This window comes from Paenibacillus residui (assembly GCF_042677205.1).
In the GTDB taxonomy this organism is placed as follows: domain Bacteria; phylum Bacillota; class Bacilli; order Paenibacillales; family NBRC-103111; genus Paenibacillus_L; species Paenibacillus_L residui.
On record NZ_JBHTIU010000031.1, the window covers coordinates 65,622 to 87,696 of the forward strand.

General features: G+C 50.8%; 23 protein-coding genes. 7 read left to right on the forward strand and 16 right to left on the reverse strand.

The window, feature by feature from the left end; translation table 11 throughout:
• Window positions 1–403: 403 nt before the first annotated feature.
• From tsaD to ACFQ03_RS10390, 10 genes are all read right to left on the reverse strand, one after another.
• Window positions 404–1,447 carry a tRNA (adenosine(37)-N6)-threonylcarbamoyltransferase complex transferase subunit TsaD gene (gene tsaD, locus ACFQ03_RS10345; protein WP_150960463.1) on the reverse strand — a complete coding sequence of 348 codons (1,044 nt, stop codon included), beginning with the start codon at window positions 1,445–1,447 and terminating at the stop codon, window positions 404–406.
• Window positions 1,444–1,962 carry a ribosomal protein S18-alanine N-acetyltransferase gene (gene rimI, locus ACFQ03_RS10350; RefSeq protein ID WP_144934584.1) on the reverse strand — a complete coding sequence of 173 codons (519 nt, stop codon included), beginning with the start codon at window positions 1,960–1,962 and terminating at the stop codon, window positions 1,444–1,446. Before rimI ends, tsaD begins: the two co-directional genes overlap by 4 nt.
• Window positions 1,943–2,785 carry a tRNA (adenosine(37)-N6)-threonylcarbamoyltransferase complex dimerization subunit type 1 TsaB gene (tsaB, locus tag ACFQ03_RS10355; RefSeq protein WP_379287967.1) on the reverse strand — a complete coding sequence of 281 codons (843 nt, stop codon included), beginning with the start codon at window positions 2,783–2,785 and terminating at the stop codon, window positions 1,943–1,945. Before tsaB ends, rimI begins: the two co-directional genes overlap by 20 nt.
• Entirely contained in the window at window positions 2,782–3,270 is a 489-nt protein-coding gene (tsaE, locus tag ACFQ03_RS10360) for a tRNA (adenosine(37)-N6)-threonylcarbamoyltransferase complex ATPase subunit type 1 TsaE (protein ID WP_379287969.1), read from the reverse strand. Before tsaE ends, tsaB begins: the two co-directional genes overlap by 4 nt.
• A 3-nt stretch (window positions 3,271–3,273) precedes the next feature.
• On the reverse strand, window positions 3,274–4,293 hold the full coding sequence (gene thiL, locus ACFQ03_RS10365; protein WP_379287971.1) for a thiamine-phosphate kinase: 1,020 nt from the start codon (window positions 4,291–4,293) through the stop codon (window positions 3,274–3,276).
• 594 nt (window positions 4,294–4,887) lie between these two features.
• A complete protein-coding gene (locus tag ACFQ03_RS10370) occupies window positions 4,888–6,390 on the reverse strand; it encodes a hypothetical protein (protein WP_379287973.1) in 1,503 nt (500 codons plus the stop codon).
• The gene (locus ACFQ03_RS10375) at window positions 6,387–6,704 is read right to left on the reverse strand and encodes a hypothetical protein (RefSeq protein WP_379287975.1); all 318 of its coding nucleotides are present in this window, start codon (window positions 6,702–6,704) and stop codon (window positions 6,387–6,389) included. Before ACFQ03_RS10375 ends, ACFQ03_RS10370 begins: the two co-directional genes overlap by 4 nt.
• The gene (locus ACFQ03_RS10380) at window positions 6,697–7,239 is read right to left on the reverse strand and encodes an RNA polymerase sigma factor (protein ID WP_379287977.1); all 543 of its coding nucleotides are present in this window, start codon (window positions 7,237–7,239) and stop codon (window positions 6,697–6,699) included. The genes ACFQ03_RS10375 and ACFQ03_RS10380 overlap by 8 nt, the downstream gene beginning before the upstream one ends.
• Before the next feature lie 324 nt (window positions 7,240–7,563).
• Window positions 7,564–7,743 (reverse strand): H-type small acid-soluble spore protein, encoded by a 180-nt coding sequence (locus ACFQ03_RS10385; RefSeq protein WP_144934608.1) that lies wholly within the window; start codon window positions 7,741–7,743, stop codon window positions 7,564–7,566.
• 58 nt (window positions 7,744–7,801) lie between these two features.
• On the reverse strand, window positions 7,802–8,005 hold the full coding sequence (locus ACFQ03_RS10390; protein ID WP_144934611.1) for a hypothetical protein: 204 nt from the start codon (window positions 8,003–8,005) through the stop codon (window positions 7,802–7,804).
• A 460-nt stretch (window positions 8,006–8,465) separates the two neighbouring features.
• On the opposite strand from ACFQ03_RS10390, the gene ku reads away from it, so the two are divergent.
• The 3 genes from ku (at window position 8,466) to ligD (ending at window position 11,189) form a co-directional block, all read left to right on the forward strand.
• Window positions 8,466–9,296, forward strand: coding sequence for a non-homologous end joining protein Ku (ku, locus tag ACFQ03_RS10395; RefSeq protein WP_150960470.1), 831 nt, complete (start codon window positions 8,466–8,468; stop codon window positions 9,294–9,296).
• A 1-nt stretch (window position 9,297) separates the two neighbouring features.
• Window positions 9,298–10,212: an ATP-dependent DNA ligase gene (locus ACFQ03_RS10400; RefSeq protein WP_379287980.1), complete on the forward strand. Its 915-nt coding sequence runs from the start codon at window positions 9,298–9,300 to the stop codon at window positions 10,210–10,212.
• Window positions 10,213–10,304: 92 nt separating this feature from the next.
• The gene (gene ligD / locus ACFQ03_RS10405) at window positions 10,305–11,189 is read left to right on the forward strand and encodes a non-homologous end-joining DNA ligase (protein ID WP_144934767.1); all 885 of its coding nucleotides are present in this window, start codon (window positions 10,305–10,307) and stop codon (window positions 11,187–11,189) included.
• Between the two features lie 11 nt (window positions 11,190–11,200).
• On the opposite strand, the gene cdaS is transcribed toward ligD, so the two are convergent.
• From cdaS to cls, 6 genes are all read right to left on the reverse strand, one after another.
• The gene (cdaS, locus tag ACFQ03_RS10410) at window positions 11,201–11,830 is read right to left on the reverse strand and encodes a sporulation-specific diadenylate cyclase CdaS (RefSeq protein ID WP_379287982.1); all 630 of its coding nucleotides are present in this window, start codon (window positions 11,828–11,830) and stop codon (window positions 11,201–11,203) included.
• A 522-nt stretch (window positions 11,831–12,352) separates the two neighbouring features.
• Window positions 12,353–12,961 carry a transglutaminase-like domain-containing protein gene (locus ACFQ03_RS10415; RefSeq protein WP_379287984.1) on the reverse strand — a complete coding sequence of 203 codons (609 nt, stop codon included), beginning with the start codon at window positions 12,959–12,961 and terminating at the stop codon, window positions 12,353–12,355.
• 61 nt (window positions 12,962–13,022) lie between these two features.
• Complete coding sequence (locus ACFQ03_RS10420) at window positions 13,023–13,913, reverse strand: PhzF family phenazine biosynthesis protein (protein WP_379287986.1); 891 nt, start codon at window positions 13,911–13,913, stop codon at window positions 13,023–13,025.
• A 132-nt stretch (window positions 13,914–14,045) separates the two neighbouring features.
• On the reverse strand, window positions 14,046–15,260 hold the full coding sequence (locus ACFQ03_RS10425) for a stalk domain-containing protein (protein WP_379287988.1): 1,215 nt from the start codon (window positions 15,258–15,260) through the stop codon (window positions 14,046–14,048).
• Between the two features lie 226 nt (window positions 15,261–15,486).
• The gene (locus tag ACFQ03_RS10430; RefSeq protein ID WP_379287990.1) at window positions 15,487–15,942 is read right to left on the reverse strand and encodes a MarR family winged helix-turn-helix transcriptional regulator; all 456 of its coding nucleotides are present in this window, start codon (window positions 15,940–15,942) and stop codon (window positions 15,487–15,489) included.
• 94 nt (window positions 15,943–16,036) lie between these two features.
• Window positions 16,037–17,530 (reverse strand): cardiolipin synthase, encoded by a 1,494-nt coding sequence (cls, locus tag ACFQ03_RS10435; protein WP_379287992.1) that lies wholly within the window; start codon window positions 17,528–17,530, stop codon window positions 16,037–16,039.
• A 166-nt stretch (window positions 17,531–17,696) separates the two neighbouring features.
• On the opposite strand from cls, the gene ACFQ03_RS10440 reads away from it, so the two are divergent.
• The 4 genes from ACFQ03_RS10440 to ACFQ03_RS10455 are packed head-to-tail and all read left to right on the forward strand — an operon-like array spanning window position 17,697 to window position 21,962.
• Window positions 17,697–19,211, forward strand: a complete 1,515-nt coding sequence (locus ACFQ03_RS10440) for a spore germination protein (RefSeq protein ID WP_225312799.1) — start codon at window positions 17,697–17,699, stop codon at window positions 19,209–19,211.
• Window positions 19,192–20,373 (forward strand): Ger(x)C family spore germination protein, encoded by a 1,182-nt coding sequence (locus ACFQ03_RS10445; RefSeq protein ID WP_186328282.1) that lies wholly within the window; start codon window positions 19,192–19,194, stop codon window positions 20,371–20,373. The genes ACFQ03_RS10440 and ACFQ03_RS10445 overlap by 20 nt, the downstream gene beginning before the upstream one ends.
• Window positions 20,374–20,377: 4 nt before the next feature.
• Entirely contained in the window at window positions 20,378–20,635 is a 258-nt protein-coding gene (locus ACFQ03_RS10450) for a hypothetical protein (protein WP_144934639.1), read from the forward strand.
• A complete protein-coding gene (locus tag ACFQ03_RS10455; protein ID WP_379287995.1) occupies window positions 20,616–21,962 on the forward strand; it encodes a GerAB/ArcD/ProY family transporter in 1,347 nt (448 codons plus the stop codon). Before ACFQ03_RS10450 ends, ACFQ03_RS10455 begins: the two co-directional genes overlap by 20 nt.
• Window positions 21,963–22,075 lie beyond the last annotated feature (113 nt).

Genomic DNA, 22,075 nt, shown 5'->3' on the forward strand with positions numbered 1-22,075 from the left:
TACCCGAATATGAACAAAAATGTCCACATCGTTATCCACAAGTGGATAATCGAAAAATCAAAGGAAAATTAGAAAAAAAACATGACTATCAACAACTTTATCCACATTATCCACAGTTTTTGTTGAAAAAACTATCCCGAAGCGGGGATAATTGTCGCCCTTACTCTCCCATAGACTTTTTGATTCTATTCACATTGTCCACATAGGTTGTGGATAACTATGTCCACAGAGTCCTTACCTCGTCATTTTTCTACATGAAGCTGCAAAAAAACCGTCTGCCCCCCATACGGGTGAGGCAAACGGTAGATTTCTTACATTATTAAGTTGTGGATAAACGATTGTGCGTCCCAATTAGTCTTCTTGCCATCGACGATGGCCGGAGCTGCCGTGCAAATACCTTGGTCTAAACCGACCATTCTTCTAATGAAAGTAACGGCTCGGCCTTCATATCAAAGGATGAAAACTGCCCGCGCGTATATTTCAAATACGCAGCCGCACCGATCATCGCCGCATTATCCGTGCAATATTCGAACGGGGGAATGACCAGAGGAATTCCCTCCTCGGCGCAGCGTCCCGCCAATTCGGTCCGCAGCCCGCGATTCGCGGCCACTCCGCCCGCCAGAAGAAGCTGCCGTGCGCCTGTCTCCCGAACGGCGCGCACCGCTTTCTCCACGAGCACGTCGATGACCGACTCCTGAAAGCCTCTGGCCACATGTGCGGGGTCCAAAGCCTCCCCTTTCATCTTCGCCTGGTTCAGGACGGCCAGAACGGCCGATTTCAAGCCGCTGAAGCTGAAATCGTATGAGCCCGGCTCCAGCCAAGCTCTTGGCAGCGTAATGCTCTCCTTCGCTTCATGAGCGAGCCGGTCGATATGCGGTCCGCCAGGATAGGGGAGCTGCAGGGCCCGTGCCACCTTGTCGAAGGCCTCTCCCACCGCATCATCCCGGGTCAGTCCGAGAATGCGGAAGCGCCCTTCCTCCTGCACATGAACAATTTCCGTATGGCCTCCCGATACGACCAGCGCGACCAACGGGTACTCCAGCTCTCCTACCAGACGGTTCGCATAGATATGGCCGGCGATATGATGCACTCCGATTAGCGGAAGCTCAAGCGCCGTGGCCAATGCTTTGGCCGCCACCATCCCTACAAGCAGCGAACCGACAAGCCCCGGACCGTGAGTAACCGCCACTGCCGACAGCTCGGCCGGGCTCACGCGGGCTTCCCTAAGGGCCTCTTCAATAATCCATGTAATGGTCTCCACATGCTTCCTGGAGGCCACCTCCGGAACGACCCCTCCGAATTTGCGATGGGTCTCTATTTGACTGGAGACGATATTCGATCTGACCTTCGTTCCATCCTCTACGACAGCCACCGAGGTTTCATCACAGCTTGTCTCAATGGCAACTATATAACAAGGCTGCTTTCGCAGCTCTTCCGCCGGCTTCATTCGCCTCCACCTGCTCCTTTCTTGGATGCCTGAGGGGACTTATTCAATTCCGCCCACATAATAATAGCGTCCTCATTGTTGTCGGTATAGTATCCTTTGCGGACCCCGCTGTCCTCGAAGCCCATTTTCCGGTACAGATTCCGGGCGATGGCATTCGATTCCCTGACCTCCAGGGTCATTCGCGAAGCGCCCATATAGGCTGCGGTCTTCTGCAGCTCGCCGACCAGCTTCCGACCGAGCTTGATGCCCCGGTATTTCTCCCTGATCGCTATGTTGGTAATATGAGCTTCATCCATAATCAGCCACATCCCGGCATAGCCGGCCACTTCCCCATCGTATTCCATCACCATATAACGGGCGAAGTGATTATTGACCAACTCGTTATAAAAAGCGGCTGCCGTCCAGGGAGTAGGGAAAGCCTCCTCCTCGATTTGGCAGATTTGCTCAATATCGTCCACCTGCATCAAGCGAAAAACAAGCTTGGGCGAGGTGTCGTTATGGACGCTTTTCTCCATCCCTTTTTCCTCCCGAGGACGTTTTGGCCAACAGCTTCGCTTCTGCCTCGGCCAGCTGCGTGTAATTGGGCACCAGCCGGTGCACGTCATCGTGAATTCCGGCCGCATGAAGCCGTAGAGCAAGCCTACCGACATCATATGCATGGATATCATGAGGGTATGCCCCTGATTCTCCGCTCCATTGCTCCGCCAGGCGTCCTATAGCATCGGCGAAGGCCCCAACTTCTCCGACAAACCGGATTTGCCGCGGTCTGGATTCCTCCGGCTCGTTCCGGGCCGCCTCCGCCAGCTCCTCTACCCAAACCTCCAGCAGTCGGATTCCATCCTCGCGAATTCTACTCCACCGTCCGGACCCGGAAGCAAATAAAGCCGTATAGACTTGTCCCCGGCGAGCATCCATCAGAGGAACGATCCAGGATGGACCCGGCTGGCTGTCTTCACGGACTTGCGCTTCCCTTTCCGTCCCGGCCATCGATTCGGCAGCGCCCAAGGCCATCGCTTCCAGGCTGGACACTCCGATGACCGGCTGCTTCAGCGCCCACGCCATCGTCTTCGCCACGGTGATGCCGATTCGAACGCCCGTATAGGAGCCGGGCCCCCGTCCGACAGCGAAGCCGTCCAGATCAGCCGGACGAAGCTGGAGCTCAGCCAACAATTCGTGAATGGTGGGCAGCAAATACATCGAATGGTTACGCTCCGCCCGCGAATTCCGTTCGCCCAATAACCGTTCTCCCTCCAGCACCGCGACGGTCATCGCAGAGGTGGAGGTATCCAGGGCAAGCCATCTTCCGCTTGTATTCTGTATCTTGGTTTCTTCTGTCATATGAAAACTCCGTTCTGTTTCAACGTCTCGCACCAATGCCTGTAGACCGGCCCTTCCGGAGTCAACAGGAACCTTCGCTCCTGCAAGCCGGTCGTTTCGATATAGATCGTCAGACGCTCCTCCGGAAGCAAATCCGGGATCCGGCTGGCCCATTCCACGACCGTTACCCCGTCGCCATAAAAATACTCGTCCAGCCCGAGCTCATCCGCCTCTTCCTCGGTTATCCGGTACACATCCATATGATAAAAAGGAAGCGATTCTCCCGAATATTCTTTAATGATGGTAAAGGTCGGGCTGTTGACCACATCCGCCACCCCCAGAGCCCTGGCCAACGCCTGGGAGAAGGTTGTTTTCCCGGCACCGAGATCGCCGTCCAATGCCAGCACGGTACCGGGCGTCATCATCGGGGCCAGCGCTTCGGCCAAGCGTGACGTGTCCTGCTCGTTAGCAGACCCATAAGTATACTGCGGCTGCGTAGTCATCATCCCCTAATTGTCAAAATGATTATAGCCCCGCTTGTCCACAGGCTCTATAGCTCCGCTGCGGCGAAGCAGCCGGACGCCCGTGAACCGCTCGCTCACCTCGCCGACGATCGCCAGCGGAATGCCGTGTCGGCTGAACAACGCGGCCAACTCGTTCACTCCCTCGGGCCTCACCGTTCCGAGCAGCTGATAATCCTCGCCGCCGCCCAAGATCCAATCGAGCGGTTCCCGGGAGGCCAGCCGCGCATATTCCGCCAAGTCCGGATGCACCGGCAGCCGCCCTTCCTCCAGCAGCAGACCGACGCCGGACGCTTCGGCAATCTCCGCGGCTTCGCTGGCCACGCCGTCGCTAACATCGTTCAGCGCCCCGGCGAAGCCGGATTGCAGCAGCATTCGGGCGGCTTTCACCTGCGGCTGCGGCCTCTGATGCGCCTGCACAAGAAAGCGGTAAGGCTGCGTAAGCTCGCCGATGGAATCGGCAGCCTGCTGCCTACCGAGCAGATAGTGCAGGCCGGCGGCGGAGCAGCCCGGATAGCCGGTGACGAAGACCGCGTCACCCGGACGGGCAGAAGAGCGGACTAACGCCCGCCCTTGCTCGATCTCTCCTATAATGGTAACGGCAAGCACTATTTCACCCGGGGTTGAAGTCGTATCCCCGCCCGCCACCGTAACTCCGAATTGTTCGGCGCATTCGTACAGCCCTTCGTACAGATTGTCCAACCGGGATACAGGTACGTTCTTGGGTGCGCTCAGCGACAATAAAGCATATCGCGGAATGGCGCCCATGGCGGCGATATCGCTAATGTTAGAGGCCATGGCCTTGTATCCGACGTCACTGTCTTTCATAGTCACTCGCTTGAAATGAACTTCCTGCACCATCGTATCGCAGGACATGACGATTTGCGATCCGGACGGCCAATCCGCCACAGCCGCATCGTCTCCGATTCCGACCGCCAGAGGCGGAAGAGCCGCCCCGGTTCGTGTCCTGCGTTCGGTCAGGCGACGGATAAGAGCAAATTCGTCCATACTTTCAAGGCCACCCTCATTCAGTATTGAACATATTATAGCCCTCTGTTAAAGATGCCGCAAGAAGCGCTGTCGAATTACCGAATCAGACCGCCGTCCGCCGCCAAACCGATAAGTGGGGCTAAATCTGAGGCTGTCTTTCATTTGTAGGAAAGGTGTACAACAGGATGTATAGTGAAAAGCCCAATTGGTATAGTACCAATGAAACTGGTTATGGTTAAACGCGAAAATGTAACGGAACTGGGAGACCCTAATTCGTCAAATTAGGCCGTTTTTTTAAACTAACGGAACCAGGCGCGCTTATTGCTTGGAATTCTCCTACTTTCGCGAGCATTTCTAGGGAATAAGGTCATCTGGTTCCGTTAAAATGACCGAAAGGCCCTTTTGGAGAGATTAAGGTCATCTGGTTCCGTTAAAACCAAAACCATGCAGGATTTTAGCATGATCTTTGGTTGCATACCATTAATCGACAGTCTCCTGGGGTCCGTTAAAACCAAAAACCATGCAGGATTTTAGCATGATCTTTGGTTGTACACCATTAATCGACAGCCTCAATCTCCCCCTTATTATTTCCAACCATTGAACAACTACGGATTACGGCTGTTTAGCATCAAGAAGCTGTTGAATTCGGCGGCTCGCTTCCTCGTTCCCCGCAGCTTCGTAGGCATGCAGCATCAGCTCATAATCATTAACCGTCGGGTTTTCCAATCGTTCGAGATAAGTAAGCGCCTTGGCTTTATCCCCTTCCTCCCCGTAGCGGAAGCCGGTAAACCACAGCCGGGCGAGCGCCCGCAGGGCATAAGGATGGTCCAGCTGCTTTTCATAAGCCTGGACAGCCTCCTCATACCGGTGTTCCATGACGTAGCGGTCCCCTTCCAACTGCTCCCGGTCATCGATCGTGAAGTAAGGAACCTGATTGTCATTTAACAAATAATAACCGCTGGAGCTGCTGATCTTACGCCCTACGGCATCGAATGCATCCACGTACCAGGTAAACTCCCCTCCCGGGAAGATTGCTCCCAGAACTCCCTGTGTAGACAGCCACATCTCATCCTGGCTGTAAGACACGGGAATTCCCCGCCGATAATTCCGGAGTGTATCCAAATCATATTCGGCGGTGGTTTCCGTCCATTTTTCATTCAGCAATACTGTAGAGCTCCCGGCCACTTTGCCCTGCTTATCACGGTCTATGGAAGTGATGCCCAGTTGATAATAAGAAGCCGCAGGATAAGGCTCCCACTCAAAACGGATAGCATCCCCGTCTATTAATTCCCGGTTAACCGGCGAGATCGTCTCCACCTTCGGCAGAAAGACGATATCGTAGCCGGCTGTCGAATGTTCACTTATCTCTGCCACCGGCTCCTCTTGTCCGGTCCGGTAAAACCCGCTGACGGCATCCGCTCCGATACCGACTCCCACTTCGTAATGACCAGACTCCACATCATAAAATCGGTAAGTTCCATCCGAATCCGTTATCGCTACCGGATAATACCCGAAAGGATTGGAATACCACGTATTATTTTCTGTTTTTTTCCTCAATATGACAAAAACATCCTCGACTCCCTTACCTCCTACAATTACCCGGCCGGTTATTGACGGTTCTTCTCCGGGACGGGGCTGCCTGGATCTGATTGCCTCCAAATACCCCTGCGCCTCTTTTCCGACCCACTGGTTCTCGGAGGAAGCCAGTTGCTCGTAGACACGTTCGGCCTGCGGCCAGTTATTTTGGGCAAAATAAGCTTCCGCCAATCTGCGTCTCGCCTGCTCCGCATCACGGTAATCCGGATATTCAGCGAGCAGCCTTTCCCATCGGTCTATCGCCAAGCCTAACTGGGCAGCCGTCTCTGAACGAGAGTAAGAGGAGCTATTAGGAAAAATATAAATCCGGTCCACCTTGTTGGTTTGAGCTCCTCTCATCGCCTTATCAGCCGACCAAAACAAGGCTTCGGGAGCTTCGGGACTCTTGGGAAACCAAGTCAGAAGCGCGTCATATTTCTCCATCTTCAACAGCCAGCCGGGAAGTGACACAACCAATCCTATAGCCATAAGGAGAAGGATAGATCCAGCTATGGCTATCGTTCTTATTTTTACCCTCATGGCCGATCTCCCCCTTCCTGCAACTGTTCCTCATAGAAAACCCCGCTGTTCAGCACGACAAGCTTGGGGCCGGCAGGCGCCTCCGGCTGTTGATCCCGGGATACCGGGTTAAACATAAGAACCGCCGCAAGAACCATCAATCCGACCACAGCCGCTACAAACGGATGCGGAATATATACCTCCTTCTCCAAGAAGGTTCGTTTCGCTTGCCGGAGGACGCTTGCTTTCATCGAGTCCGTAAATTGAACGGCGGACAATTCCTTGTCCAGTTGTTCCTTAATCTTTGCCGCTTCCTCTTTCGTCCAATTATTCATTTTCCCACCCTCCCCGGATTAATTCCTTCTTCAGCATGGCCCTGCCTCGGGACAGCTTGCTTTTGACCGTTCCTTCTTTATCTCCGGTGATCTCCCCTATTTCCCGAATCGATAGATCCTGATAATAATGCAGAACAATAACCTCTCTATACGAATAAGGAATTCTCTGCAGGTGGTTCCACAGAGTTTGTTCTTCCACCATTTGTTCTATGTTGGAATCCGTTCCGACGATCTCTTGTTCTATCGGATCCCGGATAAACAGCCTCTTCCAGGAAGCCAGCCTCATCCTGCTCCGGCATAGATGAACGGCGATCCGGGTCAGCCAGCTTTGCAAGCTGCCCTGCCCTTTGTATTGGCTTATTTTTTGATAGGCCTTGAGAAAGACCTCCTGACTGATGTCCTCGGCCAGGTGCCGATCCTTCAAGAGCAGCGCGGCAGTCCGGTATATGCTGGTCCCGTAACGGTCCATAAGCCAAGCTAATGCGGAACCGTCCCCCTTCTGAAGTCTGTCTATCCATTCCTGTTCCGAGTTCATCCTTTACCCTCCCACCCCTTCTCTATATTAGACGGGGTAAGCCTCTGTTTCGGTTGCAATTTAATTTAGTCGTAACAAGGATAAACGACTCGCCGTCCTTTTGGAAAGGCGCGTTTACCGATGACATATAAAAAAGCTTCTAACGGAGCCTCTTCGAAGACGAATAACCCGGTATTAGAGGAAGCTTTTTATGCCAATTAGAAAGTTTGTTCCACTTTAATGCTTTATGAACTTAAATTTTCTAATGTGGTAAGAACAGGAATTGATACTTCTATATTTCAAAAAAAGAAAGACCCCGGCCAATTAAGGCGCGGGATCTTCTCCCTAAACTTCATGAAGCTCTTCCAGCGGAACAAACCTCATCTCTTCCGGCTTATGCTCCACATGAACTTTGGCCGTCCGGCTCTCCGTATCCACACTGTCGATCCAGACCCGTTGGCCGTTTACTTCTACATTAATTTTGTTCTCGGAATCGAGAATTTCCTTGGCTCTTAGCAAATCCATGATATCCCCTCCTTTCTCTCGATATGTCCGGATCGTTGAGTTGACTGCGAAAAGAACCTCAGTCTTCGTCTTCCTCCAGGTTCAAGAACGATTCCTCTTCGTCCATAGTATCCGTGGTCGACTCGTCAATCCATCCGTTGTCCACCGTTACATTTCCCCCGCCTAACCCTTCGTTAACCATCCGGTCAATATCCATGAAGCGTTCGTCTCTTCCTTCGTTTAACTCATCCTGCTTTCTTTTATCCTCTTTATTTTCCGCCATACTCTAAGCCCGCCTTTCATTAACATTTAGTTGAAATTTTCTGTGCCAATATAGCTTACTTTATCCCCGATCCACCCGAACCATTCATAATCCTGACAGCCGGATACATACTAACATCGGAGCCTCTTTCGTGACGGACAGACCAGGGGCAGGAATTCCGGTCTTACCGCTTTTAGAAGCCGTTCTATTTGGAAATAATAATAAATACCCCACAAAGTGAAGTATGCCTTCGTAGCTTATTCCGGGTACTTTGCGGGGAGCCCTGTAAATACCCCACAAAGTGAAGTATGCCTTCGTAGCTTATTCCGGGTACTTTGCGGGGAGCCCTGTAAATACCCCACAAAGTGAAGTATGCCTTCGAAGCTTATTCCGGGTACTTTGCGGGGAGCCCCGGAACTTATGTCGAGTCCTTATTCTTTTTCGCTTCACTTCAATTTAGTTTTAAAGGAGGGTACCAGGGATGCATACGCTTTGGAAAGGAGCCATCAGCTTCGGTCTTGTCCATGTTCCCGTAAAAATGTTCGCCGCCACGGAAGACAAAGATATCAGCATGCGGTATATCCACAAGGAATGCGGTACGCCTATTTCCTACGTCCGCAAGTGTAAGTCCTGCGACCGGGAGATTGATTGGGAGGAAATTACTAAAGGCTATGAGTATGAGCCGGGGCATTTTGTTCTGTTTGAGAAGGATGAGCTGGAGAGTCTCTCCTCAGAGATTAACAAAGAAATCAAAATCATGGATTTTGTCGATTTGGAGGACATCGATCCGATCTATTTTCAAAAAACTTATTACCTGTCGCCGGGGGATACCGGTTCGAACGCTTATAACCTGCTGCTCGAATCGATCAAGCAAACGGGCAAAATCGGTATAGCGACCGTCTCCATCCGTTCCAAGAGCAGTCTTGCCGCCATCCGCATTATTAACAATTGCATTGCCATGGAGACCATTTTCTACCCGGACGAGATCCGCTCTACTTCCCAAGTGCCGAACCTTCCCGAGAATGCGTCCATTAATGAAAAAGAGCTGGATATGGCAAAAATGCTCATCGAGCAATTGTCCGGTCCTTTCGAGCCGGATAAGTACAGCGATAATTACCGAAGCGCCCTGATGGATGCCATTCAGCAAAAAATCGCCGGCCAGGAGGTCAGGGTCGCTCCGGAGCAGCCTAAAACCAATGTTATCGATCTGATGGCCGCCCTGCAGGCCAGTTTGGATGCCGTCAAGCCTAAGGAAACGAAGCCGAAGGCTCCCAAAGGGCGGGGCAAAAAAGCGAAGGAGACCGTTTCCTGACATGCACCCTCCGTTTGATCCCATGTCCCCCATTCTTCGCGAACAGCTTCCCGAAGGAACCGATTGGGGGTATCAGCTGAAATGGGACGGGGTCCGGCTGATTGCCCATATCGACGCGGGACGGGTCGAGCTGTATTCGCGCAAAATGCTCTCCAAAAACTCGGTATACCCGGAGCTTGCCGCTTCTTTGTCCGCGGTAGGCGGCAGGTGTGTGCTCGACGGGGAAGCGATAGTATTCGACCCGGTCAAGCAGCGTCCCGTGTTTCAGAAAGTTCTTCAGAGGGAAAGAATGCGGAGCCCCGGGACGATTTCCCAGGCCGGTTCCAGGCAGCCGGTGCAATACGTGCTGTTCGATCTTCTTCAGGACGGATCGGAGGACCTGTCCGGACTTCCCTATCAGGAGAGACATCAGCGTCTGCTTAACAAATTTCCGGACAAGAACGGCTTGTTCTTCGTTACCGACCTGTATGAAGATGGCGAGTCTTTATGGAAGTGGGTTGAAGAGCATCAATGGGAGGGCGTTGTCAGCAAGCGCTTGACCAGCACTTACCGGGAAGGAAAGAAGCACGGAGATTGGTACAAGAAAAAAACAGCACTGCAGCTGGAAGTGATGATCGTCGGCGTAACGATAAGAGAAGGACGTCTGGCCAGCCTCGTTATGGTGATGGACGGAGTTTATTTAGGCAAGGTATCACTGGGACTAAATGAGCAGATGAAGCGTCAGCTTCTAGATTTCGCTCTTGCGGACAGCGCACGGCAGTCCCCCTTCGCCTCCTTGCCCTCCGATTTGAGGCGGGATCGGCTCATTTGGCTGCAGACTCCTTTTGCCATTGTAGTCACCGGCCTGGAAATTACCGATGCCGGACTGCTGCGCCATCCCAAAATCGTTACCTTCGGTCCGATGACCCGGCAGTGAAAGGCTGCAGACTTGAACCGGCAGTATAGAAAGCTATGAGAGGAGGGGGGCGCCTGCCAGCGCATCGCGCACGGCGATACGGCGCCATGCCTATGAAGAGCGCCACCAAAGGAGTGGTTCAAATTGAAGGGCATGACTTGACGATTACCAACCCGGACAAAATTTTATGGCCCGAGCAGAACATCTCCAAGCTGACTTATTTGCAGAAGCTCATTGTCCTTTCTCCCTATTTGCTGAAATATTGCCGGGATCGCTATTTGACTACGATCCGGTATCCCCATGGAATTCATGACAAATCGTTCTATCAGAAAAATTGCCCGGAGCCGACTCCCGCTTTCGTCAAGACGGCCATGCTCCAAGGCATCCGCTATGTCAATATGGATTCCGTCCCCACCTTGCTGTGGCTCGGAAATTTAGCCTGTCTGGAATTCCATTCTTCCTTCCATCATATAGGAAGCGAACGGCCGTCCGAGTGGATTCTGGATATCGATCCGTCTTTGGATCACGAGCCCCGCATTATGTACGCCGTCAGCCTGATCGGTGACGTGCTGGATTCGATGAACATCCGATCTGTTCCCAAAACTTCAGGAGCGTCCGGCGTGCAAATTTTCATCCCGATTCTTCCCAAGTACACCTTCGAACAGCTTCGTGCCATCGGAGAATTTATCGGCAAATATTTGGTGCAGAAGTATCCCGCTTTATTTACCATTGAACGGCTCAAAAAAAATCGCGGCGATCTCATTTATGTCGACTACCTGCAGCATTGGTACGGCAAGACTCTGTCGGCCCCGTACACTCCCAGAGCTCGGGAACACGCCACCGTCTCTACTCCTTTACTCTGGGAGGAGGTCCGCCGGGATTGCGATATCCGTCAATTCAATCTGTTGACCATTGAGGAACGGCTGAAGCAGTACGGGGATTTAATCGAGCGAGTTGAACCGCAGTCATTGGATCATGTTCTGAAAATTATTACCTAACTCCTGCGAGGTTAAGGGTTGATCACCGGATAAAGCTGCCCTTTATAGGCAAAGGAGGATCGCCCGGTTTCTTCGGAGACGACCAGAACGATTGCATCGCTTTTCTCCGATAGGCCGATTGCGGCGCGATGCCGGGTTCCCAGCTTCCTCTGTCCGAACATGGTATTGGTGAGCGGGAGAACGTTGGCAGCGGAAATAATTTGATTCGCCCGTACCAGCACCGCCCCGTCATGAAGCGGGTTGCCCGGGTAGAAAATCGATTCCAGAAGCGTATAAGTTATCGCCGCACCGATCGGTGTACCGGGCTGCACTAACCATTCCAGCGGCTCGCTGCGTTCAACCGCTATCAAGGCCCCGTGCCTACGCTCAGACAAATGTCTAATGCTTATTGACAAATCGACGTATTTATCGGTAAATGGAGCCAAATAACAGTTCAGATAAAAGGTCGCGGCCCTGGATTCCAGCTGGATCAACCGTTCCTTGAAAGTTTCAATTTGCCCCAGAACACATCGATCTTCGTTGTTGAAAACTTCCAGACTTGCTTCTATATCTTCCTTCATTTGCTGTAAATCAAGCTTCAACTGCTCTTTTAAGGGAGAAAAATCACAGTCCGCCTTCGGAGTTTTTACTTCATTGGTCATATCATCACATCCCTATTTTTGCCCTTTATGACAGTATGACCGTTTACCATCACTCACATTCAGCAGGAATGTTGGTTTCAGACCCATTTTCTCAGCAGACCGGCAGGTTTGTCATAGTCCTATGGCCCACCTGATCATGACCTTCTTGTAATGGTTAAACAGCGAAAATGTAACGGAACTGGGAGAACCTATTTCGTCAAAATAGGCGGTTTTTTTAGACTAACGGAAACAGTTGCGCTTATTGCTTAGAATTCTCCTACTTTCGTGAGTATTTTTTGGGAATAAGGTCATCAGGTTCCGTTAAAATTACCGAAAGGCTCTTCTGGGGTAATTAAGGTCTCTGAGATCCGTTAAAACCAAACCGTGTAGGTTTTCGCATGATATTTGGTTGTACACCAATGCATTTTTGTCGGAATAACGATTGCAGCAACCGTTACACCTTTTCATCAGCATTTTCTATTATGGCAATTGGCTATGACCAAGCTTATATTTGCCAATCACACTAAAATCATGGAGTCATCATTAAATTTCCGTCGGAAGGTGATGGAGATACATATCTAGAGCATTCGAATGATTCATGAGAGCTTCCATAGTTCTATGATTTGGATGGACGTAGATGGTCGGATAATCGGCTTCCCCATAGTGGGCTCGCACCGGAAATGCCAACTTTTCCTCTTCAATGGAAAATTGGGCGTTAACTCCTTCCTTATTTCCCCGGGAATCCAGTCTGACCCATTTCTTATGGCTCGACAAGTACACCGCATTCAAGGCGTGAATGCAATATCCGGACTCCGGCTCGTCCCCGATGGTCAGTCTTTGGTAGCAAAACCCTGCGGGAATGCCTAACGCGCGAAGAAAGGCGGCAAATAAATTCGATTTGGCATAACAAATTCCTTCTTTAAATATGAGAACCTCCGAAGCCTTCCGTGTAACCCGGGTGCTCTGAATATCCCAGGAATGCGCTATTTCGTCACGCACATATTCAAACACCTCTTTCACCAGCTCCGGCTCATTCAGCGCCATTCTGCCCCACTTCCGGACCTGCTCTCTTATGACCAAGTGACCGAAATCGACTTCCTCCGTTTCCTGCAGATAATCCTCCTTGTTGGCCGATTCACATATTAATTCCACACCTTTTCCTCCTTCCGGGGGCGGCATCCCTAACCCATCTCCCAGGCTTATACCAATTCATTCACAAACTAACCCGGAACTCGTTCACCTTCACGACCGTTCCGGATATGTGTACATCCATTTGCCCCGGACCAGCCCTGCGCACTTCCACCTTCACTCTCCCATCCCTATTCATTTCCAGACCTTGTTCAACGGTGAAGGCGGCCTCCTGAAGCTCCGGCTCCATATAAGTTAAATAGTAGGCCCCCATAACTCCGGAGGCGGTCCCCGTAACGGGGTCTTCCACGGTTCCCGAATAGGGGGAAGAAAAATGTCTGGCATGCATCTTTGCATTCTGATCTATGGTCTCGAGGCAGAAGGGATGAAGCGAACATCGCGGATTCCCGGTGAGTATATCCGGAAATAATTCGTTCTTCGGGAGCATCCGCCTAAAGCTGCTCAAGCTTTTCACAGGGATTAACAACGTCCAGATGCCGGTGCTGCCATATACGATGGGGTTCCTGTCGTCCAGTTCTTCAACGGATAAACCGATGGAGTGGGCCAGCCGCTCGATATCTCCGTTAAAGGAGCCGAATTGCGGGTTTGCCTGCTTCATTTTTATAGTGGTTACATTAATATCATTAATGATTTCAATAGGTAAAATGCCGGCATTGGTCTCAATATTGATATTATTCGCCGAGTCAATCATTCCTCTTTCTTGCAGGCAGAACAGAGAGGCTATGGTAGCATGGCCGCATAGATTCATCTCGTGACCCGGAGTGAAAAATCTCAACCGGACATCTGCTTTATCAGATTTGAGAACAAAAGTCGTTTCATTAAAGCCGACCTTACGGGCAATATGCTGCATTTCATCCTCGCTTAATCCATTCGCATCCAGAACCACTCCCGCCGGATTGCCTTTGTTGGGGATCGAAGAAAAAGCATCGTAATGATAAACATTTACTTCCTTCATGACAGGTCCTCCTCTTGTATTAAACATTATATATGGCAAAAAAGCCGGCGGAGCAACTGACCTTCCCCGGACCCTCCCGGATCGATGCTTCATCGATAGTCAATTTTCTCACGCCGGCATCTTGGTAATATGTTATCGGACGATCAGCACGATCTGGGAATTCTGATCCCAGAATACCTGCGCCCCCAATGCTTCACTGATAAACCTTACAGGGACCATAGTATGATTATTAATGATTTGGGGTGGAACGGCAAGGGTGATTTCTTGTCCATCTACATAAGCTATATCCGACCCGTTCTGCAGCTTAATCACTCTGCTCCCGCGGGTAACCGTCACCGACCGGGTTTCCTGCTCCCATTCCAGACCCGCCCCCATAGCCTCAGTAATGGCCCTTATCGGGACAACGACATTCCCCTCCAAATTGACGGGTGACTGCTCCATAGCCACCCCCTTACCGTTTACGGTGACCAGCGTCCCTCTCTTTTCAATTTCCTGTTTGCCCGTCTCATCGTAATATTTCGCAGCCACCCTGGTGGCGTTAGAATCTTTAATCGTCATGCGATGATTAAATAAACGGTTAGCTTCAATAAAGTCCGCAGCGGTCTGGATGGATAACTCCCTGCCATCGGCCGAATAGGGAGTTGCCCTGGCCGTAAGCTTCTGCGGCTGATCCCCGTTCTTGACTACGGAAGTAAAAACAAGCTGTCCGTCCTTCATGTAGGTCCCGGAATCAACCAAATAGGTTCGATCATCGGTCAGCACCGTAAATTTAACCTCGTCGATTTCGTGCACTGAATCCAGATGGATCTTAAAAATGGATACCCGATTCTCTACTACGTAATTTGAGGTCCCCCGCACTTCCACTACCTTACCGTTTGCATTGTAGGCCGTAGCCACCACATTAATCAGTTGGGGCTTGCCTCCATTCTTGATAGCTGCGACGGCCTCCATCTGATCCCTCTTGGCCACCGTCGTTTCCTCCAGCACTTTATACGGCTCTGTAATGGAACCCAGTGCCCGGACATCCACTTTCTGAAGCTCCTCCCCATGCTCCATGGGCAGTTGAATGGCCTTGGTCTGGCCGCCCGCTATAAAGTGGTCTTCCTTCTTTATTTCTATGATCTCCCCCTCTGCGTCGTACCCAACCACCAAGAGAGAGACATTCTCCTCGTACTTCACACGTACGTCGGCAGTCACCATCATTTTACCGTCCACTAGTTCATGCCCGGACTGCAGCAGTTCGACATTATTCGAGTTTGCGAAGGTTGCGGATGGAACCAGCAGGACCCAAACCGCCAACGCAAGCCATCCCCCGATTATAGAAAGCATACTTTTCGATACCCGCATTTTCCCATGTGTCCTCCTTGTTCCCATTCAATCGCTCATAGGGCATATGAGATTAAGTTATCGCAATTCATACAGGAAAGTAAATAGAAAGGAAATCCAATAAGAGCCATGAAAAAAGAGCCGGTTCCTTATCTTTCGACGGAAACGGCTCCAATCCCTTTATTTGCATTATTCAAAGGCTAGATGAAATAGCTTATCCTTTTTCCGAACCAAGCATATTTATCCCTTAGTCGATGCTTTGGCTGCCCAGCTGCAGGCCCAGCTTTTTTAACAGATGAATCATCTGCTCCTGTTCCTCTCTGTTCAGGCTGCTGAACATGTCGTGAATGACGTTCCGATGTTTAGGGAAAATATCCTCCATTAAGAGCCGTCCCTCTTCCGTAATAGAAGCATAGGTGATGCGGCGGTCTTCCTTGCACTGCTTTCGCGTCAGCAGTCCCTTCTTCTCCAATTGGTCAATGACGTAAGTCATGCTTCCGCTGGTCAGCAATATTTTCTTGCCGATATTTTGAATGGGCTGGTCTCCTTTATGAAATAGCAGCTCCAGAACAGCGAATTCCGTCGGGTTGAGGCCATAATTTTTGATATCCTCCTTAATCCGGTCCACCACCGCCCGGTTGGCCCGGGAAAAGACAACAAACAATTTTAAAGACAATTCATATTCTTGCTGAATGGGATCCATAATCAATACCTTCCTGTCCGTTATCTTGAATTAAGGGTAATCTTAAGTCTACTCCTTGGCTCTTGTCAAGCTGTCCCGGGGATCCGGCCGCTCTTCAAAATAATGGGGACAGCAGTCGTGCCAAGATTTCCTTGAATGAATGAAGACCAAACCGGCGGGCATAATGCTCGGGCCTCAGCTCCTTGCTATCCTTCAGATCTTGCAGGAAATCCCGCTCGAGCCTGTGAACCGTCGATCGATCGAATATGATCGCGTTTAGTTCAAAGTTTTTGTAGAAGCTGCGCAAATCCATATTGGCCGTTCCGACCGAGGCCAGCCGATCATCGACGAGGATGACTTTCGCATGCATAAACCCTTTCTGATATTGATAGAACTTCACCCCTGCCCCAAGCAATTCTTTGGCATAGGATAAAGACGCCCAATAGACGATCCGGGTATCCGGAATTCCGGGAAGGATGATTCTGACATCGACTCCGCTTAGAGCAGCGACCTTAAGCGCCTGAATGATACCGGCATTCGGAATAAAGTAAGGAGTGGCAATATAAATCCGTTCCTTGGCCCCCCCGATAGCTGCGAAAGTGACCGCCAGAATAGAATCTTCCTCCGCGTCCGGCCCGCCGCTGACAATTTGCACCCGCTGGCTCGATTCTGAGCTTTGCGGAGGAAAATACCGCTCGTCCTTAATCCGAATGCCGCTTACGTATTCCCAGTCCTTTAGAAATGTCCCCTGTAAAGAAAGGACTGCCTCTCCACTGATACGAAGATGCGTATCCCGCCAGAATCCAAGCTTCGGATTGCCGCCCAAATATTCATCTCCGATATTAATGCCCCCCAGGAAACCAACCTTGCCGTCCACTACAACAATCTTGCGATGATTCCGGTAGTTAATTCTTTTGTCAAGGAAAGCAATGAGTGCGGGAAGAAAGCATTTCGTCTCTACTCCGGCCGCCCGCAACTCCCCGAGGTAAGCCTCATCCAGTTCGTAGCTGCCGATTCCATCATAGATGACCCGCACCTCAATCCCCTGCCTCGCTTTCGCGATCAAGGCTTCCTTGAACCTTCGGCCAATCCCGTCGTTGCGAATGGTGTAATAGTCCAGATGGATATGATCTTCCGCCATTCCGATAGCTTCCAATATCGCTTTATAAGCTTCTTCAGCATTAGTTAATACGGTGACTTCATTATGACAAGTCATTCCGGGCCCGGGAACCGACCACAGCAGCCTGTCCAATTGCTGATCCCCTGCGGCGGCCGGTTTGCGGTTTGCAGTACCGCCATGCTCGAGGTAACAACCGTCCTTATCCTTTATGTTCCCTTCCAAGTTCCCCGCTGCCCCGGAGGCAGGCTCCTCGGTTCCTGTAATTCCTTCATAAGCTGCCGCCTCCAAGTGGCTGGTACCCCGGACGGGCAAATGGCGCCGGTGAGAGAATCGTCTGGAGATAAAATAATACATAATAAAGCCAACAATGGGGAAAATAAACAGAACCAGCAGCCATGCCACGGCTTTGGCCGGATGGCGGTACTCCAGACTCGCCATGACGATGGCCTGGAGATAAATGACAAGCAGCAGAACGCCTAACCAAATCACAGCTTCACCTCGACAACTAAGAAGTTTAATGCTAGGTGGTTATCCAGTGTACCCAAAAAACCGTCAAAATAAAAAATCGCCCATAGAAGACATTCTCGATTATCATTTCCTCAACGACCTGAAAAAGAAGAGCATTCTCCCCTCTTTGGAAGAGAATAAAAGGTTAATGAAGGAGCTGTTCGTCGATTGCTCGGATGTGGTCATCCGTCCTTTTGTCATCGAGAAAAACATTCAAGCCCTTGCCGTCTTTGTCGACGGTCTGGTCATCTCCGATGTACTGGATGACGCTCTCCGGTCTCTAATGGTTATGGAGGGCAATGAGTCGGAAATCGAACGAATCGTCGCTACGACGCTTCCGGTTTCACAGATTTCGACGGAAGACAATTACGGCGAGTTTCTGATCGCCGTTCTGGGCGGGGATACCGGAATCTTCGTAGAAGACAATGATCAAGCGATTCTGCTTGGTATCCGGGGGCCGGACACCCGGTCTGTCTCGGAACCAAACACCGAAATCACCATTCGCGGGCCGCGCGAAGGCTTCATCGAAAACCTGCGGACGAATACGGCTCTCGTGCGGCGCAAGATCAAATCACCGCGGTTAAAAATGAAGCCCCTGGTGTTAGGACAGCATACCAATACGAACGTAATTGTCTCCTATATCGACGGATTAACGGACCCGGCATTGATCGATGAAGTCATGCAAAGGATGGAAAAAATCGATTTAGACGGCATACTGGAGTCCGGCTACATCGAAGAAATGATCCAGGACAGCGCCTATTCTCCATTCCCGCAGATGCAGTATACGGAAAGGCCCGATGTGCTGGCCAGCGCCCTGCTGCAGGGAAGGATAGCAATCATGGTGGACGGTACCCCCTTCGCCCTGATTCTTCCGACCATATTCATGCAGTTGATGCAGACGGCGGAGGATTATTACGAACGGTTCCAGATTTCAACCTTAATTCGCTGGCTCCGCTATTTATTTCTTTTTGCGTCGATGTTTACACCGGCACTATATGTTGCGATTACGACTTTTCATCCGGATATGATCCCGACCTCCCTGCTGCTCAGTATAGCCGCATCCCGAGAAGCCATTCCGTTTCCCGCGGTTGTCGAGGCCTTCATTATGGAGGTCATCTTCGAGGCCTTGAGGGAAGCCGGTGTCCGCCTGCCCAAATCGGTCGGTTCCGCCGTCGGTATCCTTGGGGCTATCGTGATCGGGCAGGCGGCGGTCGAAGCCGGAATCGTCTCCGCCCCTATGGTTATCGTAGTGTCGATTACGGGAATTGCATCGTTCACGATTCCTCAATTCAACGGGGCTATCGCTATCCGCATGCTGCGCTTTCCGATGCTGATTCTGGCCTCCATCTTCGGAATCTTCGGCATCCTGTTCGGCATAATGATCGTCCTCGGACATATGGCCAATTTGCGTTCCTTCGGCGTCCCCTACTTATCTCCTTTAGGCCCGACCAAGTGGTCTGATCTCAAGGACGTTCTGATCCGTGCGCCGCAATGGGAGCTTACCACCCGTCCCAGCTTCGTAGGGGCTCAGGATCAAATCCGAATCGGCCAAGAATTGCCCGAGACTATTAAGCGGGATAATGGCTTAAAGGGGAAGAACATTTCGCACCCCCATCAGAAAAATGATCAGGAGGGAGCTTCCGATGATGATCCGAACCCTTAACCGGAGAAAGCTCCTGGCACTGGTCTTGTCTATATCTCTCCTGTTGACCGGTTGCTGGGACCGCATTGAAATTAATGATATTGCCATCGTACTGGCCATTGCGGTGGATAAGGAGAAGGATGGAAACATACGGGTGAGTCTAGAGATTCCGTTGGCTTCCCAATTAGGAGGCACTCAAGGCGGCGGGGGAGGCACGGGCGGTAGCGGCAGAGCCGACTATATCGATTCGGAAATTGCCCCTACTTTTGTTCAAGCTTATGCCCAGCTACAGGACCGGATGTCACGCAGACTGAAATTCGGTCATTACCGGGTTCTCATTATAGGAGAAGAGATGGCGAGGAGCGGGATAGAGGACGTCTTCGATATCGTTGCCAGAAGACCGGAGAACCGGCTTTCCTCCTACATGATTGTGGCCAAGGGGACGGCAGAAAGCCTGATGAAATCCCAGCCCAAGCTGGAGAGGTTCTCCGGCGAAGCCATCCGGGAAATGGTTAAGCAGGGAGAAATCGTGCCGACTAACGTAAAGAATACCGCCATGTCCTTAAGCCATTATGGGAGCGATGCGGTCCTCCCATATATGGGAGTAAAGAAGCTGAAGGAAAAGGACAGCAAGGGAACCGAGGAAATTGAACTGCTCGGGTACGCCCAATTTCTGGAGGACCGAATGGTAGACGTGATGGCGCGGGAATCCGCCATGGGATTATCCTGGTTGAAAAACAACATTCGGCCGATCACCGTCGTCGTTAATTTGAACAAACCGGAGAACCTTATTTTTACCGTTATTCGTTCCAATGCCAAAATAGAGCCTATCGTGGAGCAGGACGGCCGTCTCCGATTCGATATCCGTATAGATGCCAGGTTGCGATTGAACGAGAATAAATCGAAGGAAGATTTGACGAACCGGCTGGTCATGGAGAAGGTGAAGAAACACGCTGCCGACAATATACGGCTTCAGGTGATGGATACGATCCGGTTAATTCAGAAATCGGGGGCGGATTCCGCGGAACTCGGATTGAAGCTGTTCCGCAAAGATCCGATAACATGGAAAAAGCTAGAGCCGAATTGGAGAGAATTACTTAAGGAAGCGGAGTTTGACGTCAAAGTGAAGGCGGACATCAGCGAGTTCGGATTGATCTCCGAAAATATTGTGAGAGGAGGGTAAATCTATGGATCCGATTTTTCAAGTTTTGTTCATAATCGGTTTTCTGATTTGGATCGCCATCGATTTCCGTAAAATCAAACAATCAAAATCGAAATCAATGATGGCTATATTCGTTACCATAAATACGCTAACCCTTCTGCTGTTCTTCGCCTTATTTATGCAGTATAGACCTCCTACTCCCGTATCGCTAATGAACAATACGGTATATTATTGGGTCAAAGCCTGGACAGGAGGAATTTACTATGTCACGTCAGGTCATTAGCAGCCGCCAACTGGCCTTAATTATCGCTTCCTCCATTATTACGGCCGGGATCATTGTCGATCCCCAGCAGTTGGCGCGCAGCACCGGCCACGATGCTATTTTCACCTATTCGTTGTCGCTGCTGCTCTCCTTCATAGTTTGTTATTTCTTCTATTCGCTGTCCAAGAAATTTCCCGGCAAGAATCTGTTCGAAATCAGCTTCATTGTGGCCGGGAAATGGGGCGGCGGCATAATCAACATCCTGGTGCTGCTTAACATCTGGTTCATCTTTGCCCGGGATTCCTTCGCAACGACGATGTTTTTGCGGGCTACGCTCCTGCAGAAGACACCGCCGGAAATCTTGATCATGCTGTTCATTTTGGTCATGGTTTATTACGGAAAATCGAGTATAGAGGTCATCTCGAGGGTGAATGAAATCGTATTTCCTTTCGCCTTCGTGATCATTCTCTTTTTTCCGCTTCTATTGGTTAATGAAATTCAAGTCAGCCAATGGGAGCCGGTATTTACCCAAACCCCCGCACAATTGGCGCTGGGGAGCATTTTAAATTCCATTCGCTTCGGGGATCTGATTGTTTTTGGAGCTTTTCTCCATACGGTCCAGAACGCGAAGCATCTGCTGACCGGCTTCCGTTTGGGTGTCATCCTGTCGGCTTTTTCGTTAACCATCGTTATTGCAACAGCTATTGCCGTCTTTGGGGCCGATATTTTGGCCCGATTGAATTTTCCGATATACTCTTTGGTCGCCCAGATCAACATTACGGACTTCATGGACCGGGTAGATGTATTTGCCTTCAGCATCTATTTCCCGGCAGCGATCATTAACGTCGTGGTCTCCTTTACTGCTTTTATTACCGGGATCAGCGCCTTTACCTCCAAGAACGACCCGACTCTGCTCTCTCTTTCGACTGGATGGTTTCTGCTGCTGACCATACTGATAACCTTCACTAATTTTGTCGAGCTTGGCCGGTTCACCTTTTACTCGTATCCAGCCTACGTCATTGTCGTGCAGCCTCTGTTGTTCTTGCTGCTGTTTTTTCTTGCGAAGCGGCATCCGTCGGTTCCGATTCCACAGACGGCATCCCAATCCAAATCGTCAACCGCGGACCAGCGGAACAACCGGTCGGGCAAGCCTCCGAAGCCGCTTGGTTATTGGATCAGAGTGACCAATATTTCGATTCTCTCCTCTATGCTGTTACTAATACTCGGTATGACCATCTCCTATATCTCCCCCTGGATTAGGTCCTTCTGTGCCATTGGCTACGGAGCCTGCCTGATACTAGCCTTGTTCAGTGTCGTCAAAGAGAAGAAAAGGGCGGAAGCCGGGTAACCCCCGGCATTTCTTTGGCCACGAAAGTCATATGACGGAGGAAAACGATTTGTGACCGGAATCACTATGGCCACCGTTATTTTTCGAGTACAATAAAGGAAATAACGGTTCTT